The following is a 21,659-nucleotide window of genomic DNA, read 5'->3' on the forward strand; positions in this document are numbered from 1 at the left end:
TGCCGCCGCCGCGGGACCGTCCACGATCGGCGAGGTCATCGGCTCGCCGCCCTCGTCGGCACCCATCCGGGTCGCGGAACCGACGCGAGCAGCCGCTGCGTATAGGCCGACGCCGGCGCGTCCAGCACCGCCGCGACCGGCCCCGACTCGACGACCCGGCCGGACCGCATCACCACCACGTCCTCGCAGACGTGCCGGACCACCGACAGGTCGTGGGTGATGAAGAGGTACGCCACCCCGGTCGCCGCCCGCGCCTCCACCAGCAGGTTCAGGATCTGTGCCTGGATGGAGACGTCGAGCGCCGCCACCGCCTCGTCGAGCACGAGCAGCTTCGGTTCGGCGGCGAGCGCGCGGGCGATCGCGACCCGCTGCCGCTGCCCACCGGAGAGCCGCCGCGGGAGGGCGTCACCGAGCCGCCGGTCCAGCCCCACGAGATCGAGTAGCGCATCGATGCGGGAGACCGGGCGATCATGGAAGGCCAGGACCTCCGCGAGGCAGGACCGCACCGTCTGCCGCCGATCCAGCGAGAGGTACGGATCCTGGAACACCATCTGGACGGCGGACGCCCGCTCCCGGCGGCTCAGCGCCGGCCGTCCGTCCAGCACCACCGAACCCGAGGTGGCCGTCTCCAGCCCGGTGACGATCCGCGCGCACGTCGTCTTCCCCGAGCCCGACTCCCCCACGACGGCGAGCGACCCACCGGCCGGCACGCTGAAACTCACCCCGTCCACCGCCACGAAGTCCTTGAACGACTTCCGCAGCTCGCGCACTTCCAAGATCACGAGACTCTCTCCACGAGGTGACAGGCGACCGATCCCGATCCGGCCGGCAGCATCGGCGGCCGGGCCGAGTGGCACTCGTGCGCGACGACCGGGCATCGATCGGCGAAGACACAGCCGGCAGGCGCGGTGAGCGCCGATTGCGGCACTCCGGGCACTGTCGCGAGGCGCGAGCCGGGCGGGACGGTTCCGGGCCGGGAGTTCAAGAGCGCTTTCGTGTACGGGTGAAGCGCCCGTTCATGCAACTCCGACGCCGGCAGGATCTCCACGATCTCCCCGGCGTACATGACCGCGATCCGGTCGCAGACGGCAGCGGCCAGTTCCAGGTCGTGGGTGATGAACAGCAGCGCGGCCGACCGCCGGCGCCGCTGCTCGGTGAGGATCGCGACCACCTCCTCCTGGGTGGTGACGTCCAGGGCGGTGGTCGGCTCGTCGGCGAGGATGAGTTCCGGCTCGGTGAGCAGGGCCGCGGCGATCACCACGCGTTGCAGGAGACCGCCGCTCAGTTCGTATGGCCGCTGGGAGAGCCTGCGCTCCGCATCGCCGACGCCGACCTCGGTGAGCAACCCGGCAGCGCGCCGCGTGGCCTCCGACCGGCTGACCCCTTGATCGCGCAGGACCTCGGTGAGGAAGTCGCCGACGGTGCGCACCGGGTTGACCGTGGCGCGCGGATCCTGGAAGACCATCGCGACGTCCCGTGACCGGAAACGACGCAGCGCCGCGGCGTTCATCGATCCCACGTCGACGCCGCCGAACCGCACCGCACCCGCCACGGCCGCCCCGTCCGGGAGCAGCCGCACCACGCTCTTGGCCGTCATCGACTTGCCCGATCCGGATTCCCCGACGAGCCCGACCGCCTCCCCGGCCGCGACCGACAGCGTCACGTCCCGCAGGATCGGCCGCTCTCCGAGACTCACGCGGAGAGAGGAGAACTCCAGCAACGGGACCGTCATCGCACATCACCGCCGAATCGCAGGGCCAGCCGCTCGGCCACCGACGTGAACGCCACCACCGTGACCACCACGGCGACAGCGGCGTAGAGGGACTGCTGCGGGAACCCGGCCAGGATCGACGGCTGACCGTTCGCGATCATCAGGCCCCAGTCCGCTGCCGGCGGTTGCAGGCCCAGTCCCAGGAACGAGATGGAGGCGAGGTCGATCATCGCGTAGCCGAAACCGATCGCCGCCTGGACGAGCAGCAGCGGCGCGAGGTTCGGCAGCAGATGCCGGCGGAGGATGTGCCCGGTGGAGAAGCCCTGCACGCGCAGCGCCTCGATGTAGGGCAGCGACCGCTCGCGCAGCGCCGCGGCCCGCATCACCCGGGCGATGACCGGCACGAACGCGAGCGACAGCGCCACCACCGGGGTGACGAACCCGGCGCCGAACAGCGCCGCCACGGTGATCGCCAGGACCAGGCCGGGGAAGGCGAAGAGCACGTCGAGCGCCCGGGAGACCAGGCCGTCGAACCAGCCGCCGAACCAGGCGGCGGTCACCGCCAGGGCGGTGCCTGCGGTCCCGGCGGCGAGCACCACGATCAACGGTCCGAAGAGGCTGGTCCGCGCGCCGTAGATGAGCCGGGACAGCAGGTCGCGGCCGAGGTCGTCGGTGCCGAGGGGATGAGCCGCGGAGATCGGCGCATAGGCGTTGAGCGGATCGACGGCGTTCGGGTCGTGCGGGGCGATCAGCGGCGCCGCGACGGCGACCAGCACGACGAGCCCGCACACGACGCTCGCCGGGGCGAGGGAGATCCGGGCCGTCCAGCGGCGCAGCGGCGGACGCATGGCGAGAGCACTCATGCCCGCTCCTTCAGCAGTCGTGGATCCAGGAGCGCGTTCAGCACGTCCACCAGCGTGTTCACCAGTACGAAGATCGCCACCAGGAGCAGGGCCAGCGCCTGGACGACGACCAGGTCCTGCCGTGCCGCGCTCTGCACGAGCAGCGACCCGAGCCCGCTCACCCCGAACGCCTGCTCGGCCACCGCGGTCCCGGCGAAGAGACCCGCGACCGTCACGCCGGAGACCGCGAGGATCGGTGGCGCCGCGTTGCGCAGCACGTGACGGCGCAGCACCTGCCTGCGTGGCAGGCCCCTGGCTCGCGCGGCGGACACGTGGTCGGAGGTGAGCTCCGCGCGTACCTCGGTGCGGGTGATCCTGCTGACGTAGGCGAGATAGCCGCCGCTCAGGGCGAGCGCGGGCAGGGTCAGGTGGTGGATCCGGTCGAGGAATCCGGTGCCCGAGCCGTAGACCGGGAACCACGCGAGCTTCGTGGCGAACACCCAGATCAGCAGGATCGCGGCGACGAACGCGGGCGCGGCCATCAGCACCGTCGTGGTCACCGTCAGCGCGCCGTCCACCTTCCGGCCGGCCACCCCGGCGAAGATCCCCGAGGACACCCCCACGATCAAGATCAAGAGGCTGGCGTACGCCACGAGCAGCGCGGTCGCCGGCAGTCTCGCCATGATCAGGCTCGTAACCGGCTCCTTCAGGACCATCGAGTCGCCCGGATCGCCGGTCAGCAGCCCGGACAGCCAGTGCCAGTACTGGAGGAGGAACGGGTCGTCGAGGTGATAGCGAGCCCGGATCTCGGCGAGCGCCGCCGGGTTGGGCTGGTGCCCGCCGGTGAGCAGCGCGGCCGGGTCGCCGGGCGCGAGGTGGAGCGCCCCGAAGATGACCAGGCTGGCCACCGCGACGGTCGCTGCCAGCCCGGCCGCCTTCCGGCTCAAGAACCGGATCATGCCTTCCCCACCAGGGCCGCCCACGAGGAGCTGATGTAGCTGAAACTGGCCGGGGCGCCGGTGATCCGCTTGTTCAGGAAGAGCCGGTTGTAGGAGCCGGCGAGGGTGATCTGCAGCTGCGCCGGGGCGTAGATCGCCTGCGCGGCCACGAACTTCTGCGCCGACACGACCGGGTCGGTGGCCGAGACCGCGGCCACGATGTTCGCCGTGACGGCGGGGTCCTCGTAGCCCGTCCAGTTGAAGGTGGCGCCCTTCAGCACGAATCCCGGCGCGTAGAAGAGCGCGCCCGGCACCTCCAGGTAACCGGTGGTCGCGATGAAATCGATGCCGGACCGCAGCGACGGGTCGTAGAAGAGGCCGGCGTACTCCGCGGGCTGCAGCTGCTTGATCGTCAGGTTCAGGCCGATCTGCCCGGCGGCGGCCTGCGCGATCGTGGCCGTCTGCAGCAGCGACTGTTCACCGGCCGGCGTGGCGATCACCAGATCCGTGCGACTCGGGGCGGCCTCGGCGACGAGCTTCCCGGCGGCCGCGACGTCCGCGGTGACGGTGTCGGCCAGGGCCGCGTAACCGCCGTCGTACACATCCTTCGCCGGATCCCCCCGCCAGGCCAGCGGCGGCGTGAAGGTCTTGAGCGGCTCGCCGGCGCCCTTGAGCACGCTGGCGATGAAGCTGGTCTTGTCGATCGCCAGGTTGAGCGCCTGCCGGATCCGCGGATCGGCGGCCGGGCCCTCGGCGGTGACGGCGCCGATGCTGAACGACTCGGTGCTCGGCCCGAAGTACAGCGTGCCCGCCTCGGACCGCCGCAGCGCCGCGATGCTGCCGACCGGCGCCCCGTAGACGCCGTCCACCTCGCCGGACATCAGTGCGCTGGTCAGCGTGCTGCTGTCGGTGAGGAAGACGAAGTCGAACGTCGCGGCCTTGGCCTTGCGGGCGGTGTCCCAGTACGTGTCGTTGCGCATCAGGCTGATCTTCTGCCCGCTGGTCCAGGCGCCGAGCCGGAACGGGCCGGTGCACATCAGCCCGCCGCTCGCGGTGCCGAATGCCTGGCCTGCGGTCGTCGCGTACTTCTCCTGGACGATCGCGCCGGGAACGCCGGCCATGTCCGGGACGAACTGCACGTCCGGCGTGGTGAAGGTGACGGTGACCTCGAGCGGGCCGGTCTTCACGACGTCCTCGACGTTGGCGTAGACGTGCGCGGCGTACGAGGCGACCTTCGGGTCCATGTTCCGCTTCAGGCTGTAGACCACGTCCTCGGCGGTGAGCGGGGAGCCGTCCCAGAACGTCACCCCGTCCCGCAGCGTGATCACCACGGTGTCCGGGTCCTTCTGGGTCACCGCGCTGGCCAGGCCGGGCGCCGTGGAGTAGTCGGGTTCGAGGCGCAGCAGGCTCTCGCAGAGGTTGGTGCCGACCGTGTTGGCCGAGTAGTCACCGGTGCGGGCCGGGTCGAGGGAGGCGGGCTCGCCGCTCGGCAGCGCCCAGGTCACGGACTCCACCTCGCCGGTCGCCGCCGGAGTGGTCTCGACCAGGTCGAACGCGGCGTCCGCCTGGCTCGTCTCCTCCGAGCAGGCCGCCAGAGACAGTCCGAGAAGCAGGGCCAGGGCACATCTGTTGAAAGCTCTCACGGTCTCTCCCGGATCGCGTCATGTGGTGACGGTCTCAGGCTGGCCCGGTAGCGATAGATTGTCAATCCTGGAAATCAACTATTAACTGCTGCCGTCCCACCTGTGCGAACGCTCTGATCTCTTTTGACCAGAAACCCTTTGTCGCTTGGGGTCTCCCGGGATCGGCCGATCAGGAGGTCATGGGCACGGCGCCACTACGGCACCTGTGGTGGATCTACCTGGTCGTCGCGTCGACGGCCGCTGTCGCGTACGTCGTGATCCCGCTCAACGCCGCCACCCGCTGGATCTACGTGGTGGTGAACTGCACCGCGCCGATCGTCACCTGGTACGGCCTGACCCGCTGGTCACCGCAGCGCCGGACCGGCTGGCTCGTGATCATTTCCGGTCTGGCGCTGTCCGGGCTGGGCGACGTGCAGTTCGCCGGCTACACGGCCCGCGGCATGCAGGCGCCGTTCCCGTCCGCCGCCGACCTGCTCTACCTGCTCGGGCACGTGGCCATCGCGGCCGGCACGGCCGTCCTCGCGGCCCGGGCCGGGCGGACCGCGTTCATCGACTCGGCGGTCATCCTCACGCCGTTCGCCAGCCTCGCCTGGATCCTCGTCCTGGAACCCATGCGGTCGTACGGCGGAACCTTCGCGGCGGCGTTCGTCGCCGTCGCGGCACCGGCCGGAACCCTGGTGGTGGTGTACTGCGCGCTCGCCCTCGCGCTCGGCGTCGAGCTGCGCACCCCCGGCGTCCGGGTCCTGCTGCTCGGCCTGATCGCCTGGTTCGTGTCCGACGCGCTCTACACCCACCAGGGCCTGAACGGCACCTACGTCGAAGGCGGCCCGATCGACCTGGGCTGGATGGCGATGCCGATCCTGATCGCCACCGCGAGCCTGCACCCGTCGATGGTCACCACCACACCCCGGCGGTCCGCGCTGACCATGCTCACCGTGCCGCGGGCCGTCACGCTCTTCGCCGCCTCGCTGGTGCTGCCGACCGCGCACCTGTTCTGGGAGCCCGCGTCGGACACCCCGCTGATCCTCGGCGCCTCGATCTCGATGACGCTCGTCGCGATCCGGCTCATCGCCCCCATCCACGAGCTGGCCCGGCGCGCCGGGCACGACCCGCTCACCGGGCTGGTCAACCGCAGCCTGCTGATGGACCGGCTCGCTCTGGCGCTCAGCTCGCTGCCGGCTGACGACCGTACGCGGGTCGCCCTGCTCTTCTGCGACCTCGACCACTTCAAGACCGTCAACGACAGCCTCGGCCACGACGCCGGCGACCAGCTGCTCGTCGCGATCGCCGGGCGGATGCGGCAGACCGTTCGCCCCGGGGACGTGGTCTGCCGGCTGGGCGGTGACGAGTTCGTCGTCCTGATGCCGGCCGTCACCGACCCTCTCGCCGCCGAGGTGTCCGATCGGGTCGCCACGGCGCTCGGCGAGCCGTTACGCCTCGCCGACGGCAGCGAGTTCTTCGCCTCGCTGTCGATCGGGCTGCGTACCACCGGCGACCCGGCGGCCGACCCGGAAGCGCTGCTGCAGGACGCCGACACCGCGATGTACCAGGCCAAGGCCGCCGGCCGCGGCCGGATGGTCCGCTTCGACGTGCAGAGCCGCGCCGACGCCGCGCAACGCCTGCGCCGGGACGCCGACTTCCGGCGGGCCCTGCACCACCCCGGCGAGCTCTTCTGCGTCTATCAGCCGGTCTTCCGCATCGACGACGGCAGCCTCAGCTCGGTCGAGGCCCTGGCCCGCTGGCAGCACCCGGCCGACGGTATCCTGCTCCCTGCCGCCTTCGTCCCGGTGGCCGAGGCGACCGGAACCGTGGCCCAGCTGTTCGCCGCCGTCCTCGAACAGTCCCTGCACGAGCAGCGCGCCTGGTACAACCGCACCGGCCGGTGGATCCCGATCGCCGTGAACCTCTCCCCCCGCCAGCTGGACGCGACCACCGCCGACACCGTCCTGGCCGCCCTGTGCCACGCCGGCACTCCCGCCTCCGCCCTCACCCTCGAGCTGACCGAGACCGGCCTGGCCGACCCCGCCACCGTCGACGCCGCCCTCGGCCCGCTGCGCCGCGCCGGCGTCAAACTGGCCGTCGACGACTTCGGCACCGGCTACTCCTCGATGGCCCGCGTCGCCGACCACGGCTGGGACATCGTGAAGATCGACCAGACCTTCGTCTCCGGCATCGCCCGCGACCCGGCCCGCCGCTCCCTCGCCGACGCGATGGTCGGCATGGCCCACGCCCTCGGCATGGTCTCCGTGGCCGAGGGCGTCGAGGAGGCCGCCGATCTGGCCGTCCTGCGCGAGCTGGGCTGCGAGTACGCCCAGGGCTTCCTGCTGGCCCACCCGACCGACGCCCCCGGCATCCTCGACCTCCTCCCCGTCCGAGCAGCCTGACCCCGGCGGGCGAACGTGACCGGGGACACTTTCGATACGAGACGGTTCCGTTTCTCTGCGGCGGGCGATAGCTTGCTTTGAGATACGGAACGGTTCCGTTTCGCAAAGGTCTCGGGGGACCCGTTCATGGACAAACACGTTCAAGCGCCTGCCGGGCATCCACGGCGCTGGGCGATCCTCGGCGTGCTGGTGATCAGCCTGCTGGTGGTCGTGCTCGACAACACCGTGCTCAACGTGGCGATGCGGACGATCGCCGACCCGGAGGCCGGGCTCGGCGCCAGTCAGAGCGAGCTCGAGTGGGCGATCAACTCGTACACGCTCGTCTTCGCCGGTCTGCTGTTCACCGCCGGCATCCTCGCCGACCGGCTCGGCAGGCGGCTGAGCCTCACCGCGGGCCTGATCGTCTTCGGCCTCGCGAGTCTCTTCTCGGCATACGCCACGACGCCCGACATGCTGATCGCGGCCCGCGCCGTGATGGGCCTGGGCGCCGCGTTCGTCATGCCGGCCACTCTCTCGATCATCGCGAACGTGTTCGACCCGACCGAGCGCCCGCGCGCCATCGGCGTCTGGGCCGGCGCGGTCGGCCTGGCCGTGGCGATCGGCCCGGTGCTCGGCGGGGTGCTGCTGGAGCACTTCTGGTGGGGCTCGGTCTTCCTGATCAACGTGCCGATCGTGATCGTCGGTGTCGCCCTCGTCGCCGTCCTGGTTCCGGAGTCGAAGGACCCGAAGCCGAACAGGATCGACGTACTGGGCGTGCTTCTCTCGATCATCGGCCTGACGCTGATCACCTACGGCGTCATCAAGGGCGGCGAGGACGGCTTCGGCGAGCCGCTGGCGTGGGGCACGCTCACCGCCGGCATCCTGATCATGGCCGCGTTCATCATGTACGAGCGCCGCATCACCTTCCCGTCGCTGGACGTCCGGCTCTTCACGAACCGCCAGTTCAGCGCGTCGACCGGCATCATCGGCCTGGTCTTCTTCGCGGCGATGGGCTCGATGTTCTTCGGCGCGTTCTACCTGCAGATGGTCCGCGGCTACGGCCCGCTCGCCAGTGGCGCGCTCTTCGTGCCGTTCGCCCTGGGCCAGATGATCTTCGCGCCGCTGAGCGCCGGCATGGTCAAGCGGTTCGGCCCGAAGGCGGTCAGCACGATCGGCCTGATCCTGGTCGCGGGCGCGCTCGCCATCTGGGTGTTCGTCGGCGCCGAGACCCCGATCTGGATCGTCGCCGTCACGTTCTTCGTGCAGGGCGTCGGCATGGCGAACGTGATGCCGCCGGCCACCGAGGCGATCATGTCGGCGCTGCCGCGGGAGAAGGCCGGTGTCGGCTCCGCGGTCAGCAACACGATCCGCCAGCTGGGCGGCGCCCTCGGCGTCGCGGTCCTCGGCGCGGTGGTCTCGTCGGTCTACCGCGATCACCTGGAGGCGCCGGCCGGCCTGCCGGACGCCGCCTCGGAACTGGCCCACGAGTCGATCGCCGGCGCCTACGCGGTCGCCGAGCAGGCCGGTCCGGCCGCGCCCGCGCTGCTCTCCGGCGCGAACGACGCGTTCGTCACGGCGATGCACTACGCCTCGGTCGGCTCGACCGTCTTCGCCCTGCTCGGTGCCCTGGTCGCGGCCCTCTGGCTGCCCGGCCGCAAGCCGGCGGCGCCGACTCCGGAGAGAGCCGACGAGGCACAGTTGGTCGACGCGTGAACGCCCGGTAACAATGAACACCATGACCACCAGCACCGACGCCGGCCAGGAGCGCAAGGCTCTCGGCCGGCCCCGTAACGCCCAGGCCGACGAGGCCATCCTCGACGCGGTGCTGGCGTTGCTCAGCGAGGGGCAGAGCGCGGCCGCCGTCTCCATCGAGGCGGTGGCCGCGAAGGCCGGCGTCGGCAAGGCCACGATCTACCGCCGCTGGCCGAACAAGGAGGCGCTGTTCGCCGACGCGGTCCGCGCCATGAAGGGCCCGCTGCCGGAGCTGGCCGGCGAGTCGGTCCGCGAGGACCTGATCGCGCTGATCACGGCGAACCGCTCGCCGCACGCACAACGCAACGGCAAGGTCACCGCCTGCCTGCTTCCCGAGTTCATCAAGGACGAGGAACTGGGCCGGATGCACCGGGCGGTCGTCGAACCACGCCGCGAGGTGATGCGCGGGGTACTACGGCGTGGCATCACGACCGGTGAGCTGCGGGCCGACATCGACGTCGAGATGACCGCGCTGATGCTCTCCGCGCCGTCGATGATCCAGTCGATGCTGAGCCTGCAGGATCTCGTCCCGGACGAGGGCTTCGCCGAGAAACTGGTCGACGCGGTGCTGCGCGGCGCCTCGGCGTGAGCCGGAGCGCCGCCCCCATGGCGCCGTGATCCTTCCTGATTCGCCAGCGAAAATGGTTCATTTACGTTGCAATCGGTGCATGAGAGAAGACCCGTCCGAATCCGCACAGGCTCGGACCGAGGCTCGGGCGGCGCTGCACGCGTGGCGGGACAGCCTCGTCGACCTCGGCGACACGAACCGGCTGATCAACTTCCCGACCGACCATCCGGACCTCGTCGAGATCGTCGGCCCGGAGCCGGAGACCGTCGTCGGCCTGCTGCACCGCGGCGGCGAGTGCCATCTGGCCGGCACCGGCGGCGACCAGCAGCGGTACGCCGGCGACGACGAGGTGCTGCGGACCGAGATGCCCGAGCTGGCCCTCGACGCGGCGCTGCGCCGGATGCTGAAGAAGGCCCGCCAGGAGTACCTGGACCGGGGCGTGTCGGTGCTGCACCTGGTGCTCGGCCTGCTGCGCTGGCGGGACGAGGAGGAGAACCCGTTCGCCAGCCCGGTCATGCTGCTGCCGGTGGAGCTGGTCACGGCCGGTCCCAGCGATCCGCCCCGGCTGCGGCTGCGCGACGACGAGGCGGTGCTGAACCCGGCCCTGGCGATCCGGCTGCGCCGCCTCGGCATGGAGCCGCCGTCGCCGGCCGGCCACGCCGAGCCGGACGTGTCGCGGATCTGGTCCGGGCTGCAGAGCGCCGTCGCCCGGCGCCGCGGCTGGCACGTGGAACGGACCCTCCTGCTCTCCTGCCTGACCTTCCACAAGGAGGCGATCTACCGGGACCTGCTGGTCAACGAGGACCGCATCCTGTCGCACCCGGTCGTGCAGGCGCTCGCCACCACGAGCGGGAAGCAGACCGGCGCGTTCCGGTTCGCGCCGGTCCCGCCGGCGGTGGTGGACCGGGTCGCCCCGCCCGAGCACGTGCCGCTGGTGCTGGACGCCGACGCGTCGCAGCGGGCCTGCATCGCGGCGGCGGTGGCCGGGCACAGCTTCGTGATGGACGGGCCGCCCGGCACCGGCAAGTCGCAGACGATCGCCAACATGATCGGCGGCCTGCTGCACGCCGGCAAGCGGGTCCTGTTCGTCTCGGAGAAGGCCGCGGCGCTCGACGTCGTGCACCACCGGCTCGTCGAGGCGGGCCTGGACCGGTACGTCCTCGAGCTGCACGGTCACAAGGCCGGCCGCAAGGAGGTGGCGACCGCCCTCGCCGCCGCCCTGGACGACGGCCCGGCCCCGTCCGGCGGTCAGGAACCGGCCGACCGGCGCGGCACCCGGGAACGGCGGGAGCAGCTCAGCGCGTACGCCGCCGCGATGAACGAGGTACGCACGCCGCTCGGCCGCAGCCTGCACCACGTGCTCGGGATCTGCGCCCGGCTGGAGGAGGCGCCGGCCGCCCCGGTCCCGGTCATCCCGACCGACGCGGTGACCCCCGAGTCGGTACGCCGGGTGCTGCAGGCCACCGGGCAGCTCGCTACGGCCTGGCGTACCGTCGTGGCCCGCGACGACCTGCCCTGGCGTGACGTGGTCCAGCGGGAGCCGCTCGACCCGGCGCTGTCGGCCGCCGAGCGGGCGCTCGCCGGGCTGACCCGGGCCGTGCAGGCCGACCGGGCGCCGGTGGAGGCGTTCGGGCTGGGCGGCACCGAGGACGCCGCCCGGCTGGCCCGGCTCGCCGCGCACGCCGCCGAGCGGCCGCCGCAGGTCCGCGACGAGTGGCTGACCGCGCCGTCGCTGGACGGTGTCCGGCAGGCCGCCGAAGCGCTGGGCCGGGACCTCACCACGGTCCGGGCCGCCCGGGACGCCGCCACCCGGCGGGCCGGTGCTGCCTGGTCGGCGCTGCCGGACCCGGCGGCGCTGCCCGGGGTCCCCGACCTGTCCGACCTGACGCCGCCGGCCCCCGACCTGGAGCCGCTCACCGCGGCCGAGGCGGACCGGCAGGCCAAGACCTGTCTCGAGGCGGCCGACACGCTGGAACGGCATCGGGCCGTCATCGACCGGGTCACCACGAGGATGGGCCTGCCGAACGCCGTGAAGGTGGCCGACATCGAGCGGGTCGCCACCATCGCCGAGCTGGCGGCGGGACCGCACCGGCCGGAGCCGTTCTGGTTCGGCCCCGGCGTCGCGGGCACCGTCGCGGCCGGGGCGCAGGCGTTGCGGCGGGCCCTGGAGAACCTGGTCGCCGCGGAGATGCGGGCCCGGCCGTTCTTCTCCGAGGCGATCCTGACGCAGCCGGTCGAGGAGTTGTCCGACCGGTTCGCCCGGGTGCACCGGGGCTGGCGCAAGATGCTCGGGGCGTACCGGCACGACCGGCGGATCATCGCGGCGTTCGTGCAGCCCACCGCGGCGATCCGGGACGCGCTGCCCCGGCTGGAGACGGCGGTGGCGTGGCAGCGGGCCCGGCAGGATCTGACCGCCGCGGAGTCGGCGTACGGCGCGGCGCTCGGCCGCTACTGGCAGGGCCCGGGCACCGACTTCACCGCGATCGACGCGGCCCTGGCCGTGGTGGAGACCGCGATGCGGGCCGCTCCCCCGGCCGCGGTGCAGGCGGTCGCCGCCTACGTCTGCGCGCCGGAGCCGGACCCGGAGCTGATCCGGCAGGCCACCGACGCCCGGGACGCGGTCGCGGCGAAGAAGACCGACCTGTTCCAGAGCCCGATCGACACGGCCGTCACGTGGCTGCGGGCGAACGCCACGGCGCTGGCCGCTGTCGCCGCGACGGTGCACGCCTACGACGTGTCGACCGGCCGCACCCTCGATTACGCCGAGGTGCGGCGGCTCGGCACGCTGCGGGAGGAGGTCGCCGCGGCGGAGGCGGCGATCGCGCATCATGCCGAGAGCTACGCCGGCGCGTTCGGGGAGGCGTACCGGGGCGGGGAGACCGACGAGGCGGCGCTGGCCGCCGCCGTCGACTGGGCCGCCACCACGCGCAAGCTGCTCACCGGGGCGGAACAGCCGCTCACCCCGGCGCAGGCGGCCGCGCTGCGCGAACTGCGGCCGGTGACCGGCCTGGACAGGCTGGCGCTCCAGTGGGCGCAGGCCCGCACGGCGGTGCTCGACGCGTTCGGCAGCACCCGCCGCGCCGAGCTGGAGGCCGAGCTCGCCGACCACGAGCGGGCCCGCCGGTTCCTGCAGCGGATCCGGGGCGACGCGGACGGCCAGGAGGAGTGGTTCTCCGCGCTGGACGCCCGTGCCGTGCTCAGCGGGCACGGCCTGGACGGCGTCGTCGAGTTCTGCGCCGACCGGCGGCTCGACGCCGAGCAGGTGCAGCCAGCCGTGGAGCGGGCGCTCTACCGGGCCTGGGCGGACGCGGTGATCCAGGCCGACCACCGGCTGCGGCCGTGGCGCTCGGCCGACCGGGACCGGCTGGTCGCCGAGTTCCGGTCGCTGGACAGCCGGCTCGCCGCCGCGGCGGTCGCCGACATCGCCGAGTCGATCGCCTCCCGCCGCCCGGACGCCGACAGCCCGGCCGCCGGACTGCTGCGCAGCGAGGCCATGAAGGCGAGCCGCCACCTGCCGGTCCGCGAGCTGATCGCCCAGGCCCGGGAGCTGGTCCTCGGCCTGCGGCCGTGCTTCCTGATGTCGCCGCTCACGGTGAGCCAGTCGCTGCCCGCGGACATCCGGTTCGACGTGGTCATCTTCGACGAGGCGTCGCAGGTCACCCCGGCCGACGCGATCAACTGCATCTACCGTGGCGCGGCGCTGATCACCGCGGGCGACGACCGGCAGCTGCCGCCGACCTCCTTCTTCGACCGCGCGCTCAGCGCCGGTGAGGAACCCGAGCAGGAGCTGGCGGTGCTCGACTTCGAGTCGGTGCTGGAGCTGGCGAAGGGGTGCGGCGCGTTCGCCAGCCTCGGCCTGAACTGGCACTACCGCAGCCGGCACGAGGCGCTCATCGCGTTCTCCAACCACGCGTTCTACTCGGGGAGGCTCAGCGTCTTCCCGAGCGCGAACACCGGCGGCCCGGACACCGGCGTGGCGCTGCTGCCGGCCGGTGGCGTGTACCGCCGCAGCACCGGCCGGGACAACCCGGTCGAGGCGGAACGGGTCGCCGAGCGGATCGTGCACCACTTCACCACCCGGCCCGGCCTGTCCCTCGGCGTCGTGACCTTCTCGGTGGCGCAGGCCGAGGCCATCGAGCGGGCCGTCGAGGTGGTCGCGCACGGCCGGCCCGAGCTGGAGCGGATCCTCGACGACGACCGGCTGCACGGCTTCTTCGTGAAGAGCCTGGAATCGGTGCAGGGCGACGAGCGGGACGTCATGATCTTCTCGATCGGGTACGGCTTCGACGAGGGCGGCAAGATCAGCGCGAACTTCGGGGCGCTGAACCGGCCGAACGGCTGGCGGCGGCTCAACGTGGCGATCACCCGGGCCCGGTACCGGGTGGAGATCGTGACGTCGATCCTGGCCCGGGACGTGCCGGAGACCGACAACGAGGGGGTGCGGCTGCTCGCCGCCTACCTCGACTACGCCGAGCGGGGGGCGTCAGCGCTCGACATCGCTGTGCCGGATCGCCTGGCCGACGGCGCGGAGGGCCCGTTCCAGGAGTCGGTCATGGAGACGCTGCGCGCCTGGGGTTACCCGGTGCAGGCGAACCTGGGCTGGGCCGGCGGGCGCGTCGACCTCGGGGTGCGGCGCCCGGACCGGCCGGAGAGCGGGTACCTGCTCGGGATCCGGTGTGACGGCAGCGCGTACGGCGGGTGCACCGCGGCCCGGGACCGTGACCGGCTCAGCGAGCAGGTGCTGCTCGGACTCGGCTGGAACCTGCACCGGATCTGGGCGATCGCCTGGTACCGCGACCGGGCCGGCGAGGAGGCCCGCCTGCGGGCCGCGTGCGAGATGGCCGGCGGCGGACCGCGGGCCAAGCTCACCGAGCGGCGGAACCTGGTCGCAGTGCCGTCGCCCGCCAGTTCGTGAGCGCCTGCAACTGCGTGATCAGCTGTTCCGGATCGGCTCCCGGGTCGATCCGGAACAGCTGTGCTGCTTCCAGGGGCGGCACCGCGACGTGCGAGATGAGCGGGTGGAACGGCCGCTGATCGTGCTCGTCCGCCCCGAACAGGGTCTCGTCCAGCTTCTCCCCCGGCCGCAGCCCGGTGTACCGGATCTCCACCGGGCTCCGGGCCAGCTGCACCATCTGCCGCGCCACCTCGGCGATCCGCACCGGCTCGCCCATCTCCAGGACCAGGGCCTCGCCGTCCCGGCCGATCGCGGCGGCCTGGATCACCAGGTGCACCGCCTCCTGGGTGGTCATGAAGTACCGGGTCACGTCGGGGTGGGTCACGGTGACCGGGCCGCCGTCGGCGATCTGCGCGCTGAACGTGGTGAAGACCGAGCCGCGGCTGCCCAGCACGTTGCCGAACCGCACGCTCAGGAACATCCCGGGCCGGCGGCCGGCGGTCCACGCGGTGAGCCGCTCGGTGATCCGCTTGGAGTAGCCCAGCACGCTCGTCGGGTCGGCGGCCTTGTCGGTCGAGATGTTGACGAACCGCTCCACCCCGGCGGCCGCGTCCAGGACGTTGAGCGTGCCCAGCACGTTGGTCTTGAGCGCCTCGCCCGGGTAGTTCTGCAGCAGCGCGAGGTGCTTGAGCGCGGCGGCGTGGAAGACCACCTCGGGACGCCGGCGCCGGAAGATGTCCCGGATCCGCTCGGCGTCGCGCAGGTCGGCCAGGATCACCGCCGGATCGTCCAGCTTGGCGAGGGGATTGATGGAGAGTTGTACGGCCTGCAGCGCGCTCTCATCGCGGTCCAGCATCATCAGCTCCGCGGGCTGGAACCGGTGGATCTGCCGGCACAACTCGGAGCCGATCGAGCCACCGGCGCCGGTGACCAGGACCCGCTTGCCGGTGAGGTAACCGGCGATGGCGTTCAGGTCGGTCTCGATCTGGTGCCGCCCGAGCAGGTCGGTCACCTGCACGTCGCGGATGTCGTCGACGGCGACCTGGTGATCCATCAGCTCGCTCATCGACGGCACCACCTTGAAGGTGGCGCCCGCCTGCACGGCCCGGTCCCGGACCGCGCGGACCAGCTCGGCGTCGGCGTTCGCCACCGCGAAGACGAGCGTGCCGGCGCCGGTGCGGGCCAGCGCGCCCGGGATGTCGTCGCGTCCGCCGAGCACCGGAACGCCGAGCATGTGCAGGCGGCGCTTCTCCGGGTCGTCGTCGAGCAGTCCGACCGGCAGATACCGGCTGTTCGGGTCGTGCAGCATCGAGCGCAGCAGCAGCGAGCCGGCCTCACCGGCGCCGAAGAGCAGCACCGGGATGGCGGTCCGCTGGTCCGGGCGGCGGCGGCGCTGGCGGCGGGCGCGCTGGGCGTACCGCACCGTGAGCATCAGCACGAGCGCGACGGCGCCGCCGACGAACGGCGCCGGCGCGGGGACCGGGCGGCGGGAGAAGAGCACGTCGAGCACGAGCAGCACGGCCGCGGTGGCGGCGGCGGTCCCGGCGACCGCGCGGACCTCCTCGAAGCTCGCGTACGGATACCGGCCCCGGTAGAGGTGCCGGGCATGGCCGAAGGCGAGATGCAGGACGATCGCGAGGCCCGAGGCCAGCAGGAATCCGGCGAGACGGCGGCGGTCGAGGTCGGCGCCGTACCGCATCAGCACGGCGGCGAACAGGCCGGCGACCCAGGCGGCCGCGTCCACGGCGGCCGGGAGGAGCCGGCGGTGACCGCGGGTCCAGGAGCGTAGCGGCACGTCGTCCTCCCAGCGGCAAACAGCCGGTCTTCACGACGTTATCACCATAATAAGCTGTAAAAGCGGACTTTATGGATACCCCTCCTACGGGAGGAATGCCGCCCTATCGTGACAATCAGCCAGGGTGACGGGGAGGTCTGACGTGGGCCTGCGCGATTACCTCGGCGTCGCCAAACGCCATTGGTGGCTCTTGGCGGTCTGGGTTCTCGTCGCGCTCGCCGGCGCCATGGTCGTGAACCTGCGCACCACCCCGGTGTACGCGGCCCGCGTCACGTTCTTCTTCACGGCGCCGATGGCCGCCGCCGCGGAGCTCTACCCCGCCAGCATGTTCAGCTCCAGCCGCCTCGCCACCTACGCCGAACTGCTCACCAGCGACGAGATCTCCGCCCCGCTCGCCGCCCTGCCGGAGGTGAACCTGACCGCCGCCGAGATGGCCGATCGGATCAGCTCCGAGACCATCGCCGACACGGTCCTGATGGAGGTCACGGTGGAAGACCCGTCCAGGAAGCGAGCCCTGTTCGTCGCGGAGAAGCTCTCGGTGATGTTCAAGGACGCCGTGGAGAAGCTCGAGTGGCAGGAGACCGCCGACACCTCGGCGATCAAGGTCGAGGTCGTCGACGGGCCGGAGCTGGAACCGGACCCGGTCGAGCCGCAGCCGCTCAACAACGTCGCCCTCGCCATGATGGGCGGGCTGATCGTGGGAGTCGGCTCGGCGGTCCTCCGGGAGATCGCCGACAGCACCGTCCGCAGCGCCGACACCCTGCGGACACTCGCCAGCGCGCCGGTCCTGGCCCGGATCCCGCTCGACGGCCGGGTCCCGGCGCGGGCCGGCCCGTTCGTGTCGGCCAGCGACTCGCCCCGCACCGAGGCGCTGCGCCAGGTCCGCACGCTGCTGCAGTCGGCCGCCTCCGAGACCTCGCTCAAGACCCTCGCGGTGACCAGCGCGGTCCCCGGCGAGGGCCGGTCCGCGACCACCTGCAGCCTGGCCCTGCTCTTCGCCGAGACCGGCCAGCGGGTCCTGGTCGTCGACGCGGAGCTGCGCCGGCCCCGGCTCGCCCGGTTCCTCGGCCGGGAGACGGCCACCGGCCTGTCCACCGTGCTCAGCGGCGGCGCCACCGTGGAGCAGGTGATCCAGCCGTGGGGCGCCGGGCTGTGGCTGCTCGCCGGCGGGCAGAGCCCGCCGAACCCGAGCGAGCTGCTCAGCTCGCCGCGGATGACCGAGGTGGTGGACGAGGTACGCCGCCGCTTCGACGTGGTGATCTTCGACTGCCCGCCACTGCTCCCGGTCACCGACGGCGAGGTCCTGGCCGCCCGCGCGGACGGGACCGTGCTCGTGGTCCGCTACGCGAAGACCACCGGCGCCGAGGTCACCGGCGCGGTCCGGGCACTGAACGGGGTCAACGCCACGCTGCTGGGCTGCGTGCTGAACATGGTGCCGCTCAAGGGCCCGGACGCGTTCCCGAGTTTCGACCAGTACACCGGGGCCCCTCCCGCCCGCCGCGGCGGCCGGCGCCGGGCGCGGTTCTGGTCCCACGAGGCAGTGGCGGTGGCGGCATGAGCTCGTCCAAGAAAGGCGCTCCCGGGAGTCTCTCCACCCCGGCCGAGCGCCAGGTGCCGGGCCGGATCGCGGAGATCTTCGCGGACAGCCCGGACGATCTGCCGACCCGGCTCGCGAACGCGGCCCGCTACCTGAGGCGCAGCCAGGTGACGCGCTTCGCGGCACTCTACGAACTCGTCAAGCTGGCCCTGCCGGTGAAGGGGTCGATCGTCGAGTGCGGCGTCTTCCGTGGTGCCAGCTTCATGACGTTCGCGCAGCTCAGCGCGGCGCTGGAGCCGACCAACCTGACCCGGCGGATCTATGGGTTCGACTCGTTCGGCGGTTTCCCGTCGGTGTCCGACCGGGACCGGCCGCAGACCACCGAGGCCCGGCCCGGCGACCTCGCCTCGGACAGCTACGACGAGCTGAACCGGCTGCTCGAGGTCTACGACGCCGACCGGTTCCTCGGCCACCTGCCGAAGGCCCGGCTGATCAAGGGCGACGTGACAGCGACAATCCCGGCGTTCGTCGAGGAGAACCCGCACCTGGTGGTGAGCCTGCTCTTCCTCGACCTGGACCTGTACGAGCCGACCGTGGCGGCGCTGCGGCACTTCGTGCCCCGGATGCCCCGCGGCGCGATCCTCGCCTTCGACGAGCTGGACAACCCGCTCTGGCCCGGCGAGACCTCGGCGGCGCTGGACGAGATCGGCCTGAACCAGCTAGAGCTGCGGCGGTTCGAGTTCGACCCGTACATCGGCTACGCGGTGATCCGATGAATCCCGAGGTGACGGGCGCGGAGGCGACGGCACGCGCGGTCCGCGCCCACGTCCTGCGGATGACCAGCGGCGGCCGCAGCTCGCACGTCGGCTCCGCGCTCTCCTGCGCCGACCTGCTCGCCGTGCTCTACGCCGACGTGCTCCACGTGGATCCGCAGCACCCGGACTGGCCGGACCGGGACCGGGTGATCATGAGCAAGGGTCACGCCGGCGCCGCCCTCTACGCGGTCCTCGCCGAGCGCGGCTTCTTCGACACGGCGGTGCTGCACCGGCACTACCAGAACGGCTCCTACCTGTCCGGGCACGTGAGCCACGTCGGCATCCCCGGCGTCGAGTTCTCCACCGGATCGCTCGGGCACGGCCTGCCGGTCGGGGCCGGGCTGGCCTGGCGGGCCCGGCAGACCGGGCGGTCCTGGCGCACCTACGTGCTGCTCGGCGACGGCGAGTGCGACGAGGGCAGCGTCTGGGAGGCGGCCATGTTCGCCGGGCACCACGAGCTGGCGAGCCTGGTCGCGATCGTCGACTACAACCGGATGCAGTCGCTCGGGACCACCGAGGAGACGCTGCGGCTGGAGCCGTTCGCCGCCAAGTGGCAGTCGTTCGGCTGGGACGTCGCCGAGGTGGACGGGCACGATCATGCGGAGCTGGTCACCGCGCTGCGGGTCCCGCGTACCGCTGATCCTGGTCGTCCTCGCTGCGTGCTGGCGCACACCGTCAAGGGCAAGGGCGTCTCCTTCATGGAGAACCGGGTGCTCTGGCACTACCGGCCGCCGTCCGCCGAGGAGCTGGAACAAGCCCTGCAGGAGGTGGGCGCCGGATGAGGAACCGCTTCTTCGCCGGCCTGCTGACCGCCGCCCTGGTCGACCCGGATCTCGTGCTGATCACCGCGGACCTGGGGTTCGGCGCGGTGGACGAGTTCGCCGCGGCCCGGCCCGGCCAGTTCGTCAACTGCGGGGTGGCCGAGCAGAACATGGCCGGGCTGGCCGCCGGGATGGCGCTGGCCGGGGCGCGCGTGTTCACGTACTCGATCGCGAACTTCCCGACGCTGCGCTGCCTCGAGCAGATCCGCAACGACATCTGCTACCACCACGCGGACGTGACGGTGGTGGCGGTCGGGGGCGGGCTCGCCTACGGCGCGCTCGGGATGTCGCACCACGCCACCGAGGATCTGGCGATCATGCGGGCGCTGCCGGGGATGGCGGTCGCGGCGCCCGGCGACCCGGCCGAGGTCGACGCCGTGCTGGCCGATCTGCTGACCGTGGGCGGGCCGGCGTACCTGCGGCTCGGCAAGACCGGCGAGCCGACCGTGCATCAGGCCGGGGTCGCGGCGCCGCGCGGCGCGTCGCTCCCGGTGCGGAACGGCGGGACGAGCGAGGTACTGCTCTGCTCCACCGGGGCGATCCTCGACGAGGTCGGGAAGGCCGCCGAGGACCTGGACGCCGACGTGCGGTCCTTCCCCTGGCTGGACCCCTTCGACACGGCCGCGATCCGCGACGCCGCCGCCACCTACCGCCTGATCGTCACGGTCGAGGAGCACTCGATCGTCGGCGGCCTGGGCAGCGCTGCCGCCGAGGTGCTCGCCGAGGCCGGGAGCGGCGTCCCGCTGCTCCGGATCGCCCTGCCCGCGCAGTCGTCCTCGGTCGTCGGTGATCAGCAGTACCTGCGCACCGCGTTCGAGCTGGACGCCGAGTCGATCATCCGGCGCGTCCGCAACCATCTGGAGGCCCACCGTGGACTGGCGAGTCCGATTCGTTGACTACCCCGAGCAGTGGCGGCGGCAGCGGCCCGAGCTGCTGCCGATCATCGAGGACACCATCGCCCGGGGCGACCTCATGCTCCGGCAGCAGCTGCACGCCTTCGAGGAGCACCTGGCCGCGTTCAACCACTCGGCCCGCGGCGTCGGCGTCAGCAACTGCACCGACGGCCTGCGCCTGCTCGCGCACGCCCTGGACGTCGGGCCCGGCGACGAGGTGGTGAGCGTGGCGCACACGTTCATCGCGACGGTCTCGCCGTTCGTGCTGCGCGGCGCGAAGCCGGTCTTCGTCGACATCGGGCCGGACCACCTGATGGACACCGCCCAGCTGGCCGACGCGGTCACCGAACGCACCAAGGTGATCATTCCGGTGCATCTGAACGGCCGGACCGTCGACATGCACGCGGTAGCCAAGGCGGCCGCGTCCGTCGGCGCCACGGTGATCGAGGACGCCGCGCAGGCGCTGGGCGCGACCTTCGACGGCCGGACCGCCGGTACGTTCGGCCTGGCCAGCACTTACTCCTTCTATCCCGCGAAACTGCTCGGCGCGCTCGGCGACGGCGGCGCGGTCCTCACCGACGACCAGGAGCTGGCGAACCGGCTGCTGCGGCTGCGCGATCACGGCCGGGTCCAGAAGGCCGAGATCGACGGCTGGGGGTACAACTGCCGCCTCGACAACCTGCAGGCCGCCATCCTCGATTACCGGCTGTCGCAGCTGCCCGGCTGGATCGAGCGGCGCCGCGAGCTGGCCCGCCGCTACGACGAACGCCTCCGCGGCATCGACGGCCTGCAGATCCCGGTCGGCCCGGACGCCGACCCGCAGCGCCGCGACGTCTACCAGAACTACCCGGTCACCACCGACGAGCGCGACCGGCTCGTCGAGCACCTGCGCGCCGACGGCGTCGAGACGCTGATCTCCTGGCCGATCCCGATGCACCACCAGCGCGGCCTCGGCCTCGAGAACTGGTATCTGCCGCGCACCGAGGAGCTGTGCGAACGGGTCCTCTCGCTGCCGATGCACGTCGAACTGGAGGACTGGCAGATCGACCACGTCGCGGACAGCGTCCGCCGATTCTTCGGGGAATGA

At 72.2% G+C, this 21,659-nt stretch carries 15 protein-coding genes; 9 read left to right on the forward strand and 6 right to left on the reverse strand.

Translation table 11 applies throughout. The features are described from left to right. Positions 1-35 precede the first annotated feature (35 nt). Genes EP757_RS40380 through EP757_RS40400 form a run of 5 tightly spaced genes read right to left on the reverse strand, consistent with a single transcriptional unit; the run spans position 36 to position 5,134 of the window. Positions 36-782, reverse strand: coding sequence for an ABC transporter ATP-binding protein (locus EP757_RS40380; protein ID WP_232050257.1), 747 nt, complete (start codon positions 780-782; stop codon positions 36-38). Continuing rightward, complete coding sequence (locus EP757_RS40385; protein ID WP_127553597.1) at positions 779-1,732, reverse strand: ABC transporter ATP-binding protein; 954 nt, start codon at positions 1,730-1,732, stop codon at positions 779-781. Before EP757_RS40385 ends, EP757_RS40380 begins: the two co-directional genes overlap by 4 nt. Beyond that, a complete protein-coding gene (locus EP757_RS40390; protein ID WP_127553598.1) occupies positions 1,729-2,574 on the reverse strand; it encodes an ABC transporter permease in 846 nt (281 codons plus the stop codon). The genes EP757_RS40385 and EP757_RS40390 overlap by 4 nt, the downstream gene beginning before the upstream one ends. Continuing rightward, on the reverse strand, positions 2,571-3,512 hold the full coding sequence (locus tag EP757_RS40395) for an ABC transporter permease (protein ID WP_174262496.1): 942 nt from the start codon (positions 3,510-3,512) through the stop codon (positions 2,571-2,573). Before EP757_RS40395 ends, EP757_RS40390 begins: the two co-directional genes overlap by 4 nt. Continuing rightward, positions 3,509-5,134, reverse strand: a complete 1,626-nt coding sequence (locus EP757_RS40400; RefSeq protein WP_127553599.1) for an ABC transporter substrate-binding protein — start codon at positions 5,132-5,134, stop codon at positions 3,509-3,511. The genes EP757_RS40395 and EP757_RS40400 overlap by 4 nt, the downstream gene beginning before the upstream one ends. Before the next feature lie 179 nt (positions 5,135-5,313). On the opposite strand from EP757_RS40400, the gene EP757_RS40405 reads away from it, so the two are divergent. The 4 genes from EP757_RS40405 (at position 5,314) to EP757_RS40420 (ending at position 14,732) form a co-directional block, all read left to right on the forward strand. Beyond that, complete coding sequence (locus tag EP757_RS40405) at positions 5,314-7,518, forward strand: bifunctional diguanylate cyclase/phosphodiesterase (protein ID WP_127553600.1); 2,205 nt, start codon at positions 5,314-5,316, stop codon at positions 7,516-7,518. A 126-nt stretch (positions 7,519-7,644) separates the two neighbouring features. Further along, positions 7,645-9,210: an MFS transporter gene (locus EP757_RS40410; RefSeq protein WP_127553601.1), complete on the forward strand. Its 1,566-nt coding sequence runs from the start codon at positions 7,645-7,647 to the stop codon at positions 9,208-9,210. 22 nt (positions 9,211-9,232) lie between these two features. Then, the gene (locus EP757_RS40415) at positions 9,233-9,838 is read left to right on the forward strand and encodes a TetR/AcrR family transcriptional regulator (RefSeq protein ID WP_232050258.1); all 606 of its coding nucleotides are present in this window, start codon (positions 9,233-9,235) and stop codon (positions 9,836-9,838) included. A 79-nt stretch (positions 9,839-9,917) separates the two neighbouring features. Further along, positions 9,918-14,732 (forward strand): DUF4011 domain-containing protein, encoded by a 4,815-nt coding sequence (locus tag EP757_RS40420; RefSeq protein ID WP_127553603.1) that lies wholly within the window; start codon positions 9,918-9,920, stop codon positions 14,730-14,732. Here the strand turns inward: EP757_RS40420 and EP757_RS40425 are convergent. After that, on the reverse strand, positions 14,683-16,506 hold the full coding sequence (locus EP757_RS40425; RefSeq protein ID WP_370457744.1) for a polysaccharide biosynthesis protein: 1,824 nt from the start codon (positions 16,504-16,506) through the stop codon (positions 14,683-14,685). The two genes, EP757_RS40420 and EP757_RS40425, sit on opposite strands and share 50 nt — an antisense overlap. A gap of 142 nt (positions 16,507-16,648) precedes the next feature. Between EP757_RS40425 and EP757_RS40430 the strand changes: the two genes are divergently transcribed. From EP757_RS40430 to EP757_RS40450, 5 genes are read left to right on the forward strand one after another with little or no spacing between them, the layout of a single operon-like run. After that, entirely contained in the window at positions 16,649-18,064 is a 1,416-nt protein-coding gene (locus tag EP757_RS40430; protein WP_127553604.1) for a polysaccharide biosynthesis tyrosine autokinase, read from the forward strand. Continuing rightward, positions 18,061-18,819, forward strand: a complete 759-nt coding sequence (locus tag EP757_RS40435; RefSeq protein ID WP_127553605.1) for a TylF/MycF/NovP-related O-methyltransferase — start codon at positions 18,061-18,063, stop codon at positions 18,817-18,819. Before EP757_RS40430 ends, EP757_RS40435 begins: the two co-directional genes overlap by 4 nt. Beyond that, positions 18,816-19,640 carry a transketolase gene (locus EP757_RS40440; RefSeq protein ID WP_127553606.1) on the forward strand — a complete coding sequence of 275 codons (825 nt, stop codon included), beginning with the start codon at positions 18,816-18,818 and terminating at the stop codon, positions 19,638-19,640. The genes EP757_RS40435 and EP757_RS40440 overlap by 4 nt, the downstream gene beginning before the upstream one ends. Further along, positions 19,637-20,575, forward strand: a complete 939-nt coding sequence (locus tag EP757_RS40445) for a transketolase family protein (protein ID WP_127553607.1) — start codon at positions 19,637-19,639, stop codon at positions 20,573-20,575. Before EP757_RS40440 ends, EP757_RS40445 begins: the two co-directional genes overlap by 4 nt. Beyond that, positions 20,550-21,659, forward strand: coding sequence for a DegT/DnrJ/EryC1/StrS aminotransferase family protein (locus EP757_RS40450; protein WP_127553608.1), 1,110 nt, complete (start codon positions 20,550-20,552; stop codon positions 21,657-21,659). Before EP757_RS40445 ends, EP757_RS40450 begins: the two co-directional genes overlap by 26 nt.

Origin of the sequence: Actinoplanes sp. OR16, from assembly GCF_004001265.1 — a bacterium.
Taxonomy (GTDB): domain Bacteria; phylum Actinomycetota; class Actinomycetes; order Mycobacteriales; family Micromonosporaceae; genus Actinoplanes.

Bases quoted from the DNA above. Each gene is read 5' to 3' on its own strand.
- EP757_RS40420 (WP_127553603.1), top strand. From the start codon at position 9,918: ATGAGAGAAGACCCGTCCGAATCCGCACAGGCTCGGACCGAGGCTCGG.
- EP757_RS40440 (WP_127553606.1), top strand. From the start codon at position 18,816: ATGAATCCCGAGGTGACGGGCGCGGAGGCGACGGCACGCGCGGTCCGC.
- EP757_RS40445 (WP_127553607.1), top strand. From the start codon at position 19,637: ATGAGGAACCGCTTCTTCGCCGGCCTGCTGACCGCCGCCCTGGTCGAC.
- EP757_RS40385 (WP_127553597.1), bottom strand. From the start codon at position 1,732: ATGACGGTCCCGTTGCTGGAGTTCTCCTCTCTCCGCGTGAGTCTCGGA.
- EP757_RS40410 (WP_127553601.1), top strand. From the start codon at position 7,645: ATGGACAAACACGTTCAAGCGCCTGCCGGGCATCCACGGCGCTGGGCG.
- EP757_RS40415 (WP_232050258.1), top strand. From the start codon at position 9,233: ATGACCACCAGCACCGACGCCGGCCAGGAGCGCAAGGCTCTCGGCCGG.
- EP757_RS40405 (WP_127553600.1), top strand. From the start codon at position 5,314: ATGGGCACGGCGCCACTACGGCACCTGTGGTGGATCTACCTGGTCGTC.
- EP757_RS40395 (WP_174262496.1), bottom strand. From the start codon at position 3,512: ATGATCCGGTTCTTGAGCCGGAAGGCGGCCGGGCTGGCAGCGACCGTC.
- EP757_RS40390 (WP_127553598.1), bottom strand. From the start codon at position 2,574: ATGAGTGCTCTCGCCATGCGTCCGCCGCTGCGCCGCTGGACGGCCCGG.
- EP757_RS40435 (WP_127553605.1), top strand. From the start codon at position 18,061: ATGAGCTCGTCCAAGAAAGGCGCTCCCGGGAGTCTCTCCACCCCGGCC.